This is a genomic window from Enterobacter sp. ECC_219_Taxon_10 (genome assembly GCF_058354905.1).
Genome location: NZ_CM178005.1, coordinates 364,359 through 380,858, shown reverse-complemented (window position 1 = coordinate 380,858; position 16,500 = coordinate 364,359). Strand labels below are relative to the sequence as shown.

Here is a 16,500-nt window from a genome sequence, read left to right as displayed (position 1 = left end):
ATTTACGCGCCTGTGATGAAGTGCAGATATCGACATTCACAGGAGGTCCGCCATGAGCAGAACCCCGGTTTTAGAGATGCGCCACATTGCCAAAACCTTTGGCAATTTCCACGCGCTCAAGGGTGTGGATTTGACGGTCTTCCCCGGTGAGATCCACGCGCTGATGGGAGAAAACGGCGCGGGAAAAAGCACGCTGATGAAGATCCTCGCGGGAGCCTATATCGCCACCAGCGGCGAGATCCTGATCGACGACCAGCCGTTTCACATTAAAGGGCCGAAAGATGCGCTGGCCGCAGGCATCACCCTGATTTACCAGGAGATGCAGCTCGCGCCCAATCTTACCGTGGCCGAAAATATCTTCCTCGGCAGCGAGCTGTCGCGCGGCGGGCTGGTCCAGCGCAAGGAGATGGCCGCCCAGGCGCAGGCGGTGATTGACCGTCTCGGCGCGCAGTTCAGCGCCACCGACCTGGTGATGAAGCTGACCATCGCCGAGCAGCAGCAGGTGGAAATCGCCCGCGCGCTGCACCGCAACAGCCGCATTCTGGTGATGGACGAACCCACCGCCGCCCTCTCCTCCCGCGAAACCCACCGCCTGTTCGAACTGATTTTGCGCCTGCGCGACGAGGGCATGGCGATTATCTATATCAGCCACCGCATGGCGGAAGTGTATGAACTCTCTGACCGCGTGAGCGTTCTGCGCGACGGGCAGTACGTCGGGAGCCTGACGCGCGATAAGCTGAACGCGTCTGAACTGGTGAAGATGATGGTGGGCCGCCCGCTAAGCGACCTGTTCAACAAGGAGCGAGATATCCCCCTCGGCAGCCCGCGCCTTAACGTGCACCACCTCACCGACGGTAAAAAAGTACAGCCGTGCAGCCTGCAGGTGCGTTCCGGCGAAATCGTCGGGCTGGCGGGGCTGGTTGGGGCCGGACGCTCCGAGCTGGCGCAGCTTATCTTTGGCGTGCGCAAAGCCACCGGCGGCATGATTGAGGTCGACGGCGAGCCGGTGGTGATCCACTCCCCGCGCGCGGCCATCGAAAACGGCATCGGTTTTCTCACCGAGAACCGCAAGGAGCAGGGGCTGTTTTTGGAGCTGGCGGCGCAGGAGAACATCACCATGGCGACGCTGGAGCGCGACGCCACCTTCGGCATGTTAAACCGCAAAAAAGCCCAGTCCATTTCCGACGACGCCATCGCCCTGCTCAACATCCGCGTGCCTCATTCTCAGGTACGCGCGGGCGGGCTTTCGGGCGGCAACCAGCAAAAGCTGCTGATCTCCCGCTGGGTGGCGATTGGCCCGCGCATTCTGATTCTGGACGAGCCGACGCGCGGCGTGGACGTCGGCGCAAAAAGCGAAATCTACCGCATCATGAACCAGATGGCGCGCAAGGGGGTGGCGATTCTGATGATCTCCAGCGAGCTGCCGGAAGTGGTAGGCATGAGCGACCGGGTCTACGTGATGCGGGAAGGCAGCATCGCGGGTGAGCTTCACGGGCACGATATCTCTCAGGAAAACATCATGACGCTGGCAACCGGCGTGAACGACACACATCATCAGGCGGTGTAATTATGACAACTCCTACCCATCCGCAGCAGGTGGCGAAATCCGCCTCCGCTAAAAAAATGCTGATGAGCGATCTGATGCAAACGATCGGGATTTTACCGATTCTGATCCTGATTGTGGCGGTATTTGGCTTTATTGCCCCGAACTTCTTCACCGAGAGTAACCTGCTCAACATCACCCGCCAGGCTTCCATCAACATCGTGCTGGCGGCCGGGATGACCTTCATCATCCTGACCGGCGGGATCGACCTCTCCGTAGGTTCGATTCTGGGCACCACGGCGGTGGCGGCGATGGTGGTCTCGCTAATCCCTGAATTTGCGATGCTCTCTATTCCGGCGGCGCTGATGCTCGGCATGGTGCTGGGATTATTCAACGGCGCGCTGGTGGCCTTTGCCGGGCTGCCGCCGTTTATCGTCACGCTCGGCACCTACACGGCGCTGCGCGGCGCGGCGTATCTGCTGGCCGATGGCACGACGGTGATTAACTCGAACATCAATTTTGAGTGGATAGGCAATAACTACCTTGGCCCCATTCCGTGGCTGGTGGTGATCGCCCTGGCGGTGATTGCGGTGTGCTGGTTCATCCTGCGCCGCACCACGCTCGGCGTTCACATCTACGCGGTGGGCGGCAACATGCAGGCGGCGCGCTTAACGGGCATTAAGGTCTGGCTGGTGCTGCTGTTTGTCTACGGCATGAGCGGCCTGCTCTCCGGGCTTGGCGGCGTCATGAGCGCCTCGCGCCTCTACAGCGCCAACGGCAACCTCGGCACGGGGTACGAGCTGGATGCGATTGCGGCGGTGATCCTCGGCGGTACCAGCTTCGTCGGCGGGATCGGCACGATCACCGGCACGCTGGTGGGCGCGCTGATCATCGCCACCCTCAACAACGGCATGACGCTGATGGGCGTCTCCTACTTCTGGCAGCTGGTGATCAAAGGGGCGGTGATCATCATAGCGGTGCTGATCGACAAATACCGTACCCGACACCATCAAAGTGCATAACAACAATACCCTACAAGCGAGGAAGACAAGATGCGTTTGAAACCCTTAGTGACCGCGCTCTGTGCTGGCGCGCTGCTTGCCGCAACGCCGTTTGCGCAGGCAAAAGATCTGAAGTCCATCGGCGTGACGGTGGGCGACCTGGCTAACCCGTTCTTCGTGCAGATCACCAAAGGTGCCGAGCTGGAAGCGCGCAAGCTGGCGGGGGATAACGTCAAGGTGACGCTGGTCTCCAGCGGTTACGACCTGGGCCAGCAGGTTTCGCAGATCGATAACTTTATCGCTGCGAAGGTGGACATGATCATCCTCAACGCTGCGGATTCCAAAGGGATCGGCCCGGCGGTGAAGCGCGCTAAAGAGGCGGGGATCGTGGTCGTCGCGGTGGACGTGGCGGCGGAAGGGGCCGATGCAACCATCACCTCCGATAACACCCAGGCGGGCGAAATGGCCTGTAAGTACATTACCGACCGCCTGAAAGGCAAAGGCAACGTGGTGATCATCAACGGACCACCGGTCTCTGCGGTGCAAAACCGCGTGGAAGGCTGCCAGACGGAATTCAAAAAACATCCGGATATCAAGGTACTCTCAGATAACCAAAACGCCAAGGGCAGCCGTGAAGGCGGTCTGGAAGTCATGACCTCCCTGCTGGCGGCCAATCCGAAGATCGACGGCGTATTCGCGATTAACGATCCGACCGCGATCGGTGCCGATCTGGCGGCGAAACAGGCCCAGCGCAACGAATTCTTTATCGTCGGTGTGGACGGTTCGCCGGACGGTGAAGAGGCGCTGAAGCGTGAAAACTCCCTGTTTGTGGCGACCCCGGCGCAAGATCCGCAGGTGATGGCGGCAAAAGCGGTGGAGATCGGCTATGACATTCTACAGGGCAAACCTGCGCCGAAAGCGCCCGTGCTGATCCCGGTGACGATGATCGATAAAAAGAACGTCGGGACCTATAAGGGGTGGACGGTTAAGTAACCCCCTCACCCTGCCCTCTCCCCATAGGGGAGAGGGTGTTCAAGTTCCCTCTCACCTATGGGGAGAGGGCTAGGGTGAGGGGTAAGGTTTTGCACATAACTCCGGGAGTCCCCATGAAACGCTCCGACATCAATGAAATTCTCGGCCACACGCGACAGTTCTTTTCCATGCACGACGTGCATCTCCCGCCTTTTGCCAGCTTTCCGCCCACAAAATGGCAGCAGCTTGAGCAGGCCGCATGGCAGGAAGTGTTTGACCTCAAGCTCGGCTGGGACGTGACGGCGTTCGGCGGTAACAATTTTGCCGCACAGGGGTTAACGCTGTTCACCCTGCGCAACGGCTCGCCCAACGGCGTGCCTTATGAAAAAAGCTATGCCGAAAAAATTATGCACGTACGCGATGGCCAGGTGACGCCGATGCATTTCCACTGGCGCAAGCGGGAAGACATCATCAACCGGGGCGGCGGGAATCTGATTGTTGAATTGTGGAATGCGGGAGCGCATGAAGAGACGGAAAACACTGACGTGACGGTCACCGTCGACGGCTGCCGCCAGACCCACGCGCCCGGCAGCCAGCTGCGCCTCACGCCTGGGGAAAGCATCTGTCTCACGCCCGGCCTGTACCACAGCTTCTGGGGCGAACGCGGCTTCGGCGACGTGCTGGTCGGGGAGGTGTCATCGGTAAACGACGACGAGCACGACAACCACTTTTTGCAGCCCGTTGCCCGCTATAACAACATCGAAGAAGACGAACCGGCGCTGCTGGTGCTGTGCAACGAGTACAACCTGTTTCGGATATAAGGGGTGAATGATGCCATTGATTTCTCTTGCCGAAGGTCTGGAGCACGCCAGAGCGCATCGCTATGCGCTGGGCGCGTTTAACGTGCTTGACTCCCACTTCCTGCGCGCGCTGTTTGCCGCCGCGAAGCAGGAACGCTCGCCGTTTATCATCAACATCGCCGAAGTGCATTTTAAGTACGTGTCGCTGGATTCGCTTGTCGAAGCGGTGAAGTTCGAAGCCGCACGTCACGATATTCCCGTGGTGCTCAACCTCGACCACGGTCTGCATTTTGAGGCGGTGGTGCGCGCCCTGCGCTTAGGGTTTAGCTCGGTGATGTTCGACGGCTCGACGCTGAGCTACGAGGAAAACATTCGCCAGACGCGGGAGGTGGTGAAGATGTGCCACGCGGTGGGCGTCTCGGTGGAGGCAGAGCTGGGCGCGGTAGGCGGTGATGAAGGCGGCGCGCTTTACGGGCATGCGGATGAAGCGTTCTTTACCGACCCTCAGTTGGCGCGGGAATTTGTCGATAAGACCGGCATCGACGCGCTGGCGGTTGCCATCGGCAACGCGCACGGCAAATACAAAGGCGAGCCGAAGCTCGATTTCCCCCGCCTGGACGCCATTCGCCAGCAGACGGGTCTGCCGCTGGTTTTACACGGCGGCTCCGGCATTAGCGATGCCGACTTCCGCCGCGCCATCGAGCTGGGCATTCATAAAATTAATTTTTATACCGGCATGTCGCAGGCCGCGCTGGATGCCGTTGATCAGCGCATGGCAAACCGCCAGCCGCTGTACGATGAGTTTGCCGAGCTGCTGCTGGGGATAGAAGAGGCCATTACCGATACGGTCGCCGAACAGATGCGCATCTTCGGCAGCGCGAGGCAGGCATAATGGAACGCAAAGGCATCATCGCCGCTGGCAATATGCTGGTGGATCATGTCCACCAGATCGTGCAGTGGCCGGAGCGCGGCTGGCTGGCGGAAATCACCCACAGCGAACGTTCCACCGGAGGCGCGCCGCTGAACGTTCTGCTGACGCTGGCGAAAATGCACGTTAGCCTGCCGCTGCAGGCTGTGGGGCTGATTGGGGAAGACGGTGACGGGGATTACATTCTGGCGATGCTCGACCAGTATCACGTTAACCGCCAGCGCGTGCAGCGCACCACCTTCGCGCCAACCTCCATGTCGCAGGTGATGACCGACCCCAGCGGGCAGCGCACCTTTTTCCACTCGCCGGGCGCCAACCGCCTGCTGGATCTCCCCGCTTTCGATCGTCTCGACGGATCGATGAAGATCTTCCATCTCGGCTACCTGCTGCTGCTCGACAGCCTGGATATGCCGGATGACGAATTTGGCACCCGCAGCGCGCGGCTGCTGGCGCAAATGCGCGAGCAAGGGTATGAAACCTCGCTCGATCTGGTCTCCCGCAAGGGCGACCCGCGCTATCAGCCGCTGGTACTCCCTGCCCTGCGCCATCTCGATTACCTGGTGATTAACGAGCTGGAAGCCGGCGAATTTAGCGGGCTGGAGATGCGCGACGCCGACGATGCGCTGAACATCGCCCATATCGCCGATGCCGCGGCGCAGCTGCTGGCGGCAGGCGTTCGTCAGCGGGTGGTAATCCACTGCCCGGAAGGGGCATGGGGTGAAACACCGGGAGAAGCGGGCCGATGGGTTCCGTCGTGGAAGCTGGAGCAAAACGAGATTATCGGCAGCGTCGGCGCGGGCGACGCGTTTTGCGCGGGCTTTTTATACGGCTGTCATGAATCGCTGACGCTAACGGAGAGTATTCATCTGGCGCACGCCTGCGCGCGGGCCAGCCTGCTGGCGGCCAATGCGATTGACGGCGCGAAAACGCTGGCCGAACTGCAGCTGTTTATTAAAGAGAATACTTAGGCCGCTTTCTCGCTATGCGACACATCGGCGGCAAAAACGTAGCCCAGCCCGCGTATGGTTTTAATCAGCGCAGGCTGATGCGGGTTAGCTTCAATTTTCCGGCGCAGGCGCATGATCAACACGTCAATTGTGCGGTCGAACACCTCGGTACTTTCGCTGTGGGTGAGCTCAAGGAGTTGCTCGCGGCTAAGTACCCGACGGGCATTCTGCGTGAGCGCCAGCAGCAGGCCATATTCCCCCTGGGTCAAGGGCACGACGTTACGCTGCGGATCAATCAGCTCACAGCGGGTGGTATCCAGCGTCCAGTCGTTAAAGGTTATCCCCGCCACGCGTGGCATCGGCGCTTCTGCCGCCAGCGCCCCGGTACGGCGCAGCACGGCTTTAACCCGGGCCACCACCACCCGCGGATTAAACGGCTTACCAATATAATCGTCGGCCCCCATCTCCAGCCCTACCACCACGTCTGATTCACTGCCCAGCCCGGTTAACATGATTACCGGTAGCGCCGGGTGCTGCTTTTGCAGCTGCTGCAAAACCTGCAGGCCATTGATATCCGGCAGCATCATGTCCAGCAGAACAAGGGCGATATCCTGCTCCTGCTGCACCCGTCTCAGCGCGTCCTGGCCGTTATGACAGACAAGCACCGTAAAGACGTGCTCACTCAGCACGTCCTGCAGCAGTTCGCAGACCGCCATATCGTCATCAACCACCAGAATCGCCGGTTTCATCATATGCTTCCGTCAGGGGATTATGTTAAGTCTGAACCATTCTGCCGCCGGCTCCAGTGAAATGGTTTTTTCCATGACGGAAATTCAACCCATGTCACATCCGCTGCCCATTCGACACGTCAATTTTGACGATTGTCGGCCTTTCGTCAGGGTTTTCACCAGAAAAGCGCCCATAAAGCCCAGGAGTAACCACATCAAAAACATGGCATAGATGCTGCATTAGTGGGTGCGAAAGATTTGATTAACTGGAGCAGACTGATGAAAAAAGTCGTCACGGTTTGCCCTTATTGTGCCTCAGGTTGCAAGATCCACCTGGTGGTCGATAACGGCAAAATCGTCCGGGCGGAGGCCGCGCAGGGGAAAACCAACCAGGGCACGCTGTGCCTGAAAGGGTATTACGGCTGGGATTTTATTAACGATACCCAAATCCTCACCCCGCGCCTGAAAACCCCTATGATCCGCCGCGAGCGCGGCGGCAAGCTGGAAGCCGTCTCCTGGAGCGAGGCGCTGGATTACGTCGCTACGCGCCTTAGCGCCATCAAGGCCAAATATGGCCCGGATGCGATTCAGACCACCGGCTCTTCACGCGGGACCGGGAATGAAACCAACTATGTGATGCAAAAATTCGCGCGCGCCGTTATTGGAACCAATAACGTCGACTGCTGCGCTCGCGTCTGACACGGCCCATCGGTTGCAGGTCTGCACCAGTCGGTCGGTAACGGCGCAATGAGTAATGCCATCAACGAGATAGATAATACCGATCTCGTATTCATCTTTGGCTATAACCCGGCGGATTCTCACCCTATCGTCGCGAATCACGTTATTCGCGCTAAACAGAACGGGGCGAAAATCATCGTCTGCGATCCGCGCAAAATCGAAACCGCGCGCATTGCGGATATGCACATCGCGTTGAAAAACGGCTCGAACATCGCGCTGTTGAACGCAATGGGGCACGTCATTATTGAGGAGAATCTTTACGACCAGGCGTTTGTCGCGAGCCGTACAGAAGGCTTTGAAGAATATAGGAAAATCGTCGAAGGCTACACGCCGGAGTCGGTAGAGGCAATAACCGGCGTCAGCGCGCAGGAGATCCGCCAGGCGGCGCGGATGTACGCCGGGGCGAAAACCGCCGCCATTCTCTGGGGCATGGGCGTGACCCAGTTCTACCAGGGCGTGGAAACCGTGCGTTCCCTGACAAGCCTCGCGATGCTAACGGGAAACCTGGGCAAGGCGCATGTGGGCGTGAACCCGGTGCGCGGCCAGAATAACGTCCAGGGCGCGTGCGACATGGGGGCGCTGCCGGACACCTATCCGGGCTACCAGTACGTCAAGTTCCCGGAACACCGCGAGAAATTCGCAAAAGCCTGGGGCGTCGAGAGCCTGCCGGAACACACCGGCTATCGCATCAGCGAGCTGCCGCACCGCGCGGCGCACGGCGAAGTGCGTGCGGCCTACATCATGGGTGAAGATCCGCTCCAGACCGACGCCGAGCTCTCTGCGGTGCGCAAAGGGTTTGAGGATCTGGAGCTGGTGATTGTCCAGGATATCTTCATGACCAAAACTGCAGCGGCGGCGGATGTCATTTTACCGTCGACCTCCTGGGGCGAGCATGAAGGCGTCTACACGGCGGCGGATCGCGGCTTCCAGCGCTTCTTTAAGGCGGTCGAGCCGAAGTGGGATCTGAAAACCGACTGGCAGATCATCAGCGAAATCGCCACCCGCATGGGCTACCCGATGCACTACAACAACACTCAGGAAATCTGGGACGAGTTGCGCAGTCTGTGTCCGGACTTCTACGGCGCCACCTATGAAAAAATGGGTGAGCTGGGGTATATCCAGTGGCCGTGCCGCGATGAGTCCGAAGCTGACCAGGGGACGTCGTACCTCTTTAAAGAGAAGTTCGACACCCCGAACGGGCTGGCGCAGTTCTTCACCTGCGACTGGGTCGCGCCGATCGATAAGCTTACCGAGGAGTTTCCGATGGTGCTCTCCACCGTGCGTGAAGTGGGTCACTACTCCTGTCGCTCGATGACCGGCAACTGCGCCGCGCTGGCGGCGCTGGCGGATGAGCCGGGCTACGCGCAGATCAACACCGCCGACGCGGAGCGCCTCGGCATTGAGGATGAAGCGCTGGTGTGGGTGAACTCGCGCAAAGGCCGCATCATCACCCGCGCGCAGGTCAGCGATCGTCCAAACAAGGGGGCGGTCTATATGACCTACCAGTGGTGGATTGGTGCCTGTAACGAGCTGGTGACGGAGAACCTAAGCCCGATAACCAAAACGCCGGAGTATAAATACTGCGCCGTCAACGTGGAGCCGATTGCGGATCAACGCGCGGCGGAACAGTATGTGATCGACGAATATAACAAGCTGAAAGCACGGCTGCGTGAAAGCGCAATGGGCTGAAGCCGTTATTTAATCGTTGAATAAAGGGAGTGATATATTCACTCCCTTTTTATTTCCGCTTAGCACATTAAAAATATCAATTATTATTCTGGAAAGCGGCTCGCAAAAATAATGTAATTCGCGCTGAACAGAATTACATCTTTGCATTTTAATTCAGAGAGATAAGATGTGCGGCGGGTGCTTAAGACTTTCTGTCTTGAGCATTGTTGAGGGACAGAAAGTGGAAAGCCCCGGGAAATTTTCATTCACCCGAGGCTACCCCTCAACAACCAACAGGTTGAGAGTAGCCTCTTATTCTTTTTTTGACAAGGAGTAAAAGGCATGACGCCATTAAAAACTGCGTTAGGCATCGTCTTTATTGTTTGCCTGACGATAGTGATTTTTACCTTTATTACTCGCGGTAAGCTCTGCGAGTTTTCAATAAAGGGTGAACATCAGGAGGTGGCGGCGAAATTAGCCTGCGTTGCAGGCTAACCTCTTCGGGCGGAACCATGGTTCCGCCCGGCTTGTAGGATGCTGAGGTCTTAATGCACCCATTTTTTTCTTTTGCTACCGCGATTATACTGCGCGGCGTGTACCCAGATGATAAGAATCCATGAAAGCCATTTTTCTGTTGTTGTTATTTTTAACATCGTTCGCCCGCGCGGATGAGATAGGCAGCCAGTATCAGAAGCAGGCGGAAGCCGGCGATGCCCGCGCCCAGTATTATCTCGCCGATACCTACTTCAGCTCCGGTGACAGAAAGCAGGCAGCGCTGTGGGCAGAGAAAGCCGCAAAAGGCGGCGATGTTGATGCCATGGCGCTGTTGTCACAAATCCTCTTCACGCAGGGCGATTACGCCCAGGCCAAAGCCCTGGCACAGCAGGCCAACATCGCGGGCAGCAAACGCGGCGCGATCATGCTGGCGCGCGTGCTGGTCAACACGCAGGCGGGTAAGACCGACTATCCTCAGGCCATCAAGCTCCTGCAAACAGCGACCGAAGATATCGACAACGACTCGGCGGTCGATGCGCAGCTGCTGCTGGGGCTGATTTATGCCAACGGCGTAGAAGTGGCGCAGGACGACGTCCAGGCGGCGTCATGGTTTAAGCGCAGCTCGTCTCTGTCACGCACGGGCTACGCCGAATACTGGGCAGGAATGCTGTTCCAGCAAGGTGAGAAAGGCTTTATTACGCCCAATAAACAGAAAGCACTCTATTGGTTAAACCTGAGCTGTACGGAAGGGTTTGATACGGGGTGTGAAGAGTTTGATGCATTGAGCGGAGAATAAAGTGCCGGGTGGCGGCTTCGCCTTACCCGGCCTACAAAACCTGTAGGCCCGGTAAGCGCAGCGCCACCGGGCTTAGGATGTTACTGGTCGGCCGTCTTATCAAAACGTCCCAGCACCTCGCGTTCATACGCCAGCGCTTTTTTACGGTCGAATTTGTGTTCCCACTTGGCGATAACCAGCACCGCCAGGGCATTCCCCACCACGTTCAGCGCCGTACGCGCCATGTCGAGAATACGGTCCACACCGGCGATAAACGCCAGACCTTCCAGCGGAATACCGACGCTGCCAAGCGTAGCCAGCAGCACCACGAAGGAGACGCCCGGCACGCCAGCGATGCCTTTGGACGTCACCATCAGCGTCAGCACCAGCACGATCTCCTGCCACAGCGACAGGTCAATGCCGTACAGCTGCGCAATAAAGATAGCGGCGATACTCTGGTACAGCGTTGAGCCATCCAGGTTAAAGGAGTAGCCGGTCGGCACCACGAAGCTGGTGATAGACGCTGGAGCACCGTAGGCTTCCATCTTCTCAATAATGCGCGGCAGCACGCTCTCAGAGCTTGCCGTCGAGTAGGCCAGAATCAGCTCATCCTTCAGGATACGAATCAGGATCCAGATGCTCAGCCCGCACAGGCGCGCCACAATCCCCAGCACCACCAACGCGAAGAACAGGATCGCGAAGTGCACCAGGATCACCAGCTTCGCCAGCGGCCACAGGGAGGCAAAACCGAAGTTCGCCACGGTCACTGCGATAAGCGCGAACACCCCGACCGGCGCGTAACGCATCACCATGTGGGTCACTTTGAACATGGTTTCGGAGACAGATCGGAACACGGTGACCAGCGGTTCACGGTGCGTTGCGGGCAGAGAGGAGAGCCCCAGGCCAAACAGCACCGAGAAGAAGATGATCGGCAGCATCTCGCCTTTCGCCATGGAAGCAATGATGTTGGTCGGCACCAGCGACAGGATAGTCCCCATCAGACCGTGGGAATGGCTCTGCACGTCAGCAGTGGTGCTTTGGTATTTCGAAATATCCACCGTCGCCAGCTGCGACATATCGATCCCGGATCCTGGCTGGAACACGTTCGCCAGCGTAATGCCGAGGATAATCGCAACCGTAGTGATCACTTCGAAATAGAGAATAGTTTTCGCGCCGATACGGCCTAACTGCTTCGCATCACCGACGCCCGCGATACCGACCACCAGCGTCGAGATCACAATCGGCACCACTATCATCTTAATCAGATGAATAAAAATATCGCCTGCCGGAGAGAGCAGGTTCGCAATCAGCCATTCGCGGCTGTCGCTGTGATAGTGGAGGTAACTGCCCAGCAGAATGCCCAGCACAAGGGCGATTAAGATCTGCCAGGCCAGGCTGACTTTAACGTTTTTCATAGAAACTGACTTCCTCAATGAAGCGCCTTATTCACGTAAACTGCATGAATATGGAGACATACTGAAAGGGTATGAATTGTGTTGCGTTGGTTTATGGGATTTTTTAACGCGGCGTATGAGTATCATTTGCGCGACCTGTTGCGCAAGCCTTAAAGAACGACGCGTTTCACTCACAAAAGCGACGATGACGGGAGTTTATTCTAATTCTTATAAATAACCTTTTGTTATAAAAACGCTTTTTTAAACGAAAATGTGAATAATAGTTATCGTAAATTATTTCCCTTCAAAGTTTCATTCGCTCGTTTTTCATACTCTTCAGACAATGCGTGATCTGCCGCCCAAATAATAAACAAAGCTTGTAAAGCCCCTACTATTAACGTTTTTGCGACATATTATTAACATCTTACAAGGAGAAAAAAAGCCATGAGCCAAATACACAAACACGACATTCCCGCAAACATTGCGGACCGTTGCCTGATCAGCCCGGAGCAGTACCGCGAGAAATATCAGCAATCTGTTACCAACCCGGACGCCTTCTGGGGCGAGCAGGGCCATATCCTTGACTGGATCAAACCTTACCAGAAGGTGAAGAACACCTCCTTTGCGCCAGGCAACGTCTCCATTAAATGGTATGAAGATGGCACGCTGAACCTGGCGGCGAACTGCCTGGACCGCCATCTTGCCGAACGCGGGAATGAAACCGCCATTATCTGGGAAGGCGACGATGCCTCTCAGAGCAAACACATTACCTATAAAGAACTGCACCGCGACGTCTGCCGCTTCGCCAACGTCCTGCTGGATAAAGGCATCAAAAAGGGAGACGTGGTCGCCATCTACATGCCGATGGTGCCGGAAGCGGCGGTGGCCATGCTGGCTTGCGCGCGCATCGGCGCGATCCACTCCGTTATCTTCGGCGGCTTCTCCCCTGAGGCGGTTGCCGGGCGTATTGTCGACTCAAACTCGAAGCTGGTGATCACCGCCGACGAAGGTGTGCGTGCGGGCCGCGGTATCCCGCTGAAGAAAAACGTCGATGAGGCGCTGAAAAACCCGAACGTCAAAACGGTCAGTAACGTCATCGTCCTTAAGCGTACCGGCGGCAGGATCGACTGGAACGAGGGGCGTGACCTGTGGTGGAGCGACCTGATTGAGAACGCGAGCGACCAGCATCAGCCGGAAGAGATGAACGCGGAAGATCCGCTGTTCATTCTTTATACCTCCGGCTCCACCGGTAAGCCGAAAGGCGTGCTGCACACCACCGGCGGCTATCTGGTTTATGCGGCTACCACCTTCAAATACGTCTTCGACTACCATCCGGGCGACATCTACTGGTGTACTGCCGACGTGGGCTGGGTCACCGGGCACAGCTATCTGCTATACGGCCCGCTGGCATGCGGCGCAACCACGCTGATGTTTGAAGGCGTACCGAACTGGCCGACCCCGGCGCGCATGTGTCAGGTGGTCGATAAGCACCAGGTCAACATTCTCTACACCGCGCCAACGGCCATCCGCGCGTTAATGGCGGAAGGTGATAAAGCCATTGAGGGCACTGACCGTTCTTCATTGCGCATCCTCGGTTCCGTGGGCGAGCCCATCAACCCGGAAGCCTGGGAGTGGTACTGGAAAAAGATCGGCAACGAGAAGTGCCCGGTGATGGACACCTGGTGGCAGACCGAAACCGGCGGCTTTATGATCACCCCGATGCCGGGCGCGACGCAGTTGAAGGCTGGCTCGGCAACCCGTCCGTTCTTCGGCGTGCAGCCTGCGCTGGTGGATAACGAAGGTAATCCGCAGGAAGGGGCCACCGAGGGCAACCTGGTGATCGTCGATTCCTGGCCGGGCCAGGCGCGCACCCTGTTCGGTGACCACGAGCGCTTCGAGCAGACCTACTTCTCGACCTTTAAAAACATGTACTTCAGCGGCGACGGCGCGCGCCGCGACGAAGACGGCTATTACTGGATCACCGGACGCGTGGACGACGTGCTGAACGTCTCCGGCCACCGTCTGGGCACGGCGGAGATTGAATCGGCGCTGGTATCGCATCCGAAGATTGCCGAAGCGGCGGTTGTCGGGATCCCTCACAACATCAAAGGCCAGGCGATTTACGCCTATGTCACCCTGAACCACGGCGAAGAGCCGTCGCCGGAGCTGTACGCCGAAGTGCGCAACTGGGTACGTAAAGAGATTGGCCCGCTGGCCACGCCGGACGTGCTGCACTGGACCGACTCGCTGCCGAAAACCCGTTCCGGCAAAATCATGCGTCGTATCTTGCGCAAAATCGCGGCGGGGGACACCAGCAACCTCGGTGATACCTCAACGCTCGCGGATCCTGGCGTGGTGGAAAAACTGCTCGAAGAGAAGCAGGCCATCGCAATGCCTTCCTAGTGTTTTCTCCCTCTCCCCGTGGGAGAGGGCCGGGGTGAGGGCATCAGACCGCACCTTCCTACCCTAACCCTCTCCCCATAGGGGAGAGGGGATAAAAACAAACCAACCTTACCTTTGGAGAACTCTGTGATGAATAACGATATTTGTCAGCAGATAGAGAATAGTGCGCACTACAGGGAGCTCGTCGATAAGCGGCAACGGTTTGCCTTCATTCTTTCCATCATCATGCTGGTTATCTACGTCGGCTTTATTATGCTGATCGCCTTTGCGCCGCACTGGCTGGGCACCCCGCTGCATGAGGGTACCAGCGTCACACGCGGCATTCCGATTGGCATTGGCGTGATTGTGATTTCATTCTTGCTCACGGGCGTGTACGTCTGGCGCGCCAACGGTGAATTCGATCGTCTCAATAAAGCGGTACTGCAAGAGGTAAAAGCATCATGAAGCGAGTTCTGACGGCGCTAGCCGCCACACTTCCCTTTGCTGCCGATGCGGCAGATGCCATTACCGGTGAGGTACAGCGCCAGCCAACCAACTGGCAGGCGATTGTGATGTTCCTGATTTTCGTGGTGCTGACGCTGTACATTACGTACTGGGCGTCGAAACGCGTGCGCTCCCGTAATGATTACTACACCGCGGGCGGCAACATTACCGGCTTCCAGAACGGGCTGGCGATTGCGGGTGATTTTATGTCTGCCGCCTCGTTCCTTGGGATCTCCGCGCTGGTCTACACCTCCGGCTATGACGGGTTGATCTACTCCCTCGGCTTCCTCGTCGGCTGGCCGATCATTCTGTTCCTGATTGCCGAGCGCCTGCGTAACCTCGGTCGCTATACCTTTGCCGACGTGGCCTCATACCGCCTGAAACAGGGCCCTATCCGCATGCTCTCAGCCTGCGGCTCGCTGGTGGTCGTGGCCCTTTACCTGATTGCCCAGATGGTGGGGGCAGGCAAGCTGATCGAGCTGCTGTTCGGCCTGAACTACCACGTCGCAGTGGTGCTGGTGGGCGTCCTGATGGTGATGTACGTCCTGTTCGGCGGCATGCTGGCAACCACCTGGGTGCAGATCATCAAAGCCGTGCTGCTGCTGTTCGGCGCCAGCTTTATGGCCTTTATGGTGATGAAGCACGTCGGCTTTAGTTTCAATAATCTGTTTACCGAAGCGATGGCGGTCCACCCGAAAGGGGAAGCGATCATGAGCCCTGGCGGGCTGGTGAAAGACCCGATCTCCGCACTCTCTCTCGGTCTCGGGCTGATGTTCGGTACCGCTGGCCTGCCGCATATCCTGATGCGCTTCTTTACCGTGAGCGATGCGCGTGAAGCGCGCAAGAGCGTCTTCTACGCCACCGGCTTTATGGGTTACTTCTACATCCTGACCTTTATCATCGGCTTCGGCGCAATCATGCTGGTGGGGGCGAACCCGGCGTTTAAAGACGCGGCGGGCGCGCTGATCGGCGGTAACAACATGGCGGCGGTGCATCTGGCCGACGCGGTGGGCGGCAACCTGTTCCTCGGCTTTATCTCCGCCGTGGCCTTCGCCACCATTCTTGCGGTGGTGGCAGGGCTGACGCTGGCGGGCGCGTCTGCGGTATCGCACGATCTCTACGCCAACGTCTTCCGCAAAGGCGCGAGCGAGCGCGATGAGCTGAAGGTCTCTAAGATCACCGTGCTGGTGCTGGGCGTGGTCGCCATTCTGCTGGGGATTTTGTTCGAGAAGCAGAATATCGCGTTTATGGTGGGGCTGGCCTTCTCGATTGCCGCAAGCTGTAACTTCCCGATCATCCTGCTCTCCATGTACTGGTCAAAACTGACCACCCGTGGGGCGATGATTGGCGGCTGGCTGGGCCTGCTGACGGCGGTGATCCTGATGATTCTGGGCCCGACAATCTGGGTGCAGATCCTCGGTCACGAAAGCGCTATCTTCCCGTACGAGTACCCGGCGCTGTTCTCCATTGCCGTGGCGTTTATCGGTATCTGGGTCTTCTCGGCTACCGACAACTCGCCGGAGGGTAACCTGGAGCGTGAGAAATTCCGCGCCCAGTTTATCCGTTCACAGACCGGCCTGGGCGTTGAGCAGGGCCGCGCTCACTAAGCCTTTCTCCCCGGTCAT

The 16,500-nt window shown here is 57.9% G+C and carries 14 protein-coding genes; 12 read left to right on the top strand and 2 right to left on the bottom strand.

Annotated elements, in window-relative coordinates; all coding sequences use genetic code 11:
* Positions 1–52: 52 nt before the first annotated feature.
* The 6 genes from AC4ICF_RS01680 (at position 53) to AC4ICF_RS01655 (ending at position 6,212) form a co-directional block, all read left to right on the top strand.
* Positions 53–1,567 carry a sugar ABC transporter ATP-binding protein gene (locus AC4ICF_RS01680; protein ID WP_316380615.1) on the top strand — a complete coding sequence of 505 codons (1,515 nt, stop codon included), beginning with the start codon at positions 53–55 and terminating at the stop codon, positions 1,565–1,567.
* Between the two features lie 2 nt (positions 1,568–1,569).
* Positions 1,570–2,565: an ABC transporter permease subunit gene (locus AC4ICF_RS01675; protein ID WP_316380616.1), complete on the top strand. Its 996-nt coding sequence runs from the start codon at positions 1,570–1,572 to the stop codon at positions 2,563–2,565.
* A 30-nt stretch (positions 2,566–2,595) separates the two neighbouring features.
* Positions 2,596–3,537, top strand: a complete 942-nt coding sequence (locus tag AC4ICF_RS01670; RefSeq protein ID WP_045261060.1) for an ABC transporter substrate-binding protein — start codon at positions 2,596–2,598, stop codon at positions 3,535–3,537.
* 113 nt (positions 3,538–3,650) lie between these two features.
* Positions 3,651–4,337 carry a D-lyxose/D-mannose isomerase gene (locus tag AC4ICF_RS01665; RefSeq protein ID WP_116343862.1) on the top strand — a complete coding sequence of 229 codons (687 nt, stop codon included), beginning with the start codon at positions 3,651–3,653 and terminating at the stop codon, positions 4,335–4,337.
* 10 nt (positions 4,338–4,347) lie between these two features.
* On the top strand, positions 4,348–5,208 hold the full coding sequence (locus tag AC4ICF_RS01660) for a ketose 1,6-bisphosphate aldolase (RefSeq protein ID WP_166712662.1): 861 nt from the start codon (positions 4,348–4,350) through the stop codon (positions 5,206–5,208).
* Positions 5,205–6,212 (top strand): carbohydrate kinase family protein, encoded by a 1,008-nt coding sequence (locus tag AC4ICF_RS01655; RefSeq protein WP_316380642.1) that lies wholly within the window; start codon positions 5,205–5,207, stop codon positions 6,210–6,212. Before AC4ICF_RS01660 ends, AC4ICF_RS01655 begins: the two co-directional genes overlap by 4 nt.
* Here the strand turns inward: AC4ICF_RS01655 and AC4ICF_RS01650 are convergent.
* Positions 6,209–6,940: a response regulator gene (locus tag AC4ICF_RS01650; RefSeq protein WP_302220767.1), complete on the bottom strand. Its 732-nt coding sequence runs from the start codon at positions 6,938–6,940 to the stop codon at positions 6,209–6,211. The two genes, AC4ICF_RS01655 and AC4ICF_RS01650, sit on opposite strands and share 4 nt — an antisense overlap.
* 258 nt (positions 6,941–7,198) lie before the next feature.
* Here AC4ICF_RS01650 and fdhF point away from each other — a divergent pair, with 258 nt between their 5' ends.
* The 3 genes from fdhF to AC4ICF_RS01635 all read left to right on the top strand — a co-directional run bounded on the left by fdhF (position 7,199) and on the right by AC4ICF_RS01635 (position 10,616).
* Positions 7,199–9,346: a formate dehydrogenase subunit alpha gene (gene fdhF / locus AC4ICF_RS01645; protein WP_316380617.1), complete on the top strand. Its 2,148-nt coding sequence runs from the start codon at positions 7,199–7,201 to the stop codon at positions 9,344–9,346.
* A gap of 321 nt (positions 9,347–9,667) precedes the next feature.
* A complete protein-coding gene (locus AC4ICF_RS01640) occupies positions 9,668–9,820 on the top strand; it encodes a Hok/Gef family protein (protein ID WP_316380618.1) in 153 nt (50 codons plus the stop codon).
* 121 nt (positions 9,821–9,941) lie between these two features.
* Positions 9,942–10,616, top strand: a complete 675-nt coding sequence (locus AC4ICF_RS01635; protein WP_116343857.1) for a tetratricopeptide repeat protein — start codon at positions 9,942–9,944, stop codon at positions 10,614–10,616.
* An 80-nt stretch (positions 10,617–10,696) separates the two neighbouring features.
* On the opposite strand, the gene gltP is transcribed toward AC4ICF_RS01635, so the two are convergent.
* A complete protein-coding gene (gltP, locus tag AC4ICF_RS01630; protein ID WP_116343856.1) occupies positions 10,697–12,010 on the bottom strand; it encodes a glutamate/aspartate:proton symporter GltP in 1,314 nt (437 codons plus the stop codon).
* 423 nt (positions 12,011–12,433) lie between these two features.
* Here gltP and acs point away from each other — a divergent pair, with 423 nt between their 5' ends.
* The 3 genes from acs to actP all read left to right on the top strand — a co-directional run bounded on the left by acs (position 12,434) and on the right by actP (position 16,482).
* Positions 12,434–14,392 carry an acetate--CoA ligase gene (acs, locus tag AC4ICF_RS01625; protein WP_316380620.1) on the top strand — a complete coding sequence of 653 codons (1,959 nt, stop codon included), beginning with the start codon at positions 12,434–12,436 and terminating at the stop codon, positions 14,390–14,392.
* Positions 14,393–14,521: 129 nt separating this feature from the next.
* Positions 14,522–14,836 carry a DUF485 domain-containing protein gene (locus tag AC4ICF_RS01620; protein WP_116343854.1) on the top strand — a complete coding sequence of 105 codons (315 nt, stop codon included), beginning with the start codon at positions 14,522–14,524 and terminating at the stop codon, positions 14,834–14,836.
* Positions 14,833–16,482, top strand: coding sequence for a cation/acetate symporter ActP (gene actP, locus AC4ICF_RS01615; RefSeq protein ID WP_116343853.1), 1,650 nt, complete (start codon positions 14,833–14,835; stop codon positions 16,480–16,482). The genes AC4ICF_RS01620 and actP overlap by 4 nt, the downstream gene beginning before the upstream one ends.
* Positions 16,483–16,500 lie beyond the last annotated feature (18 nt).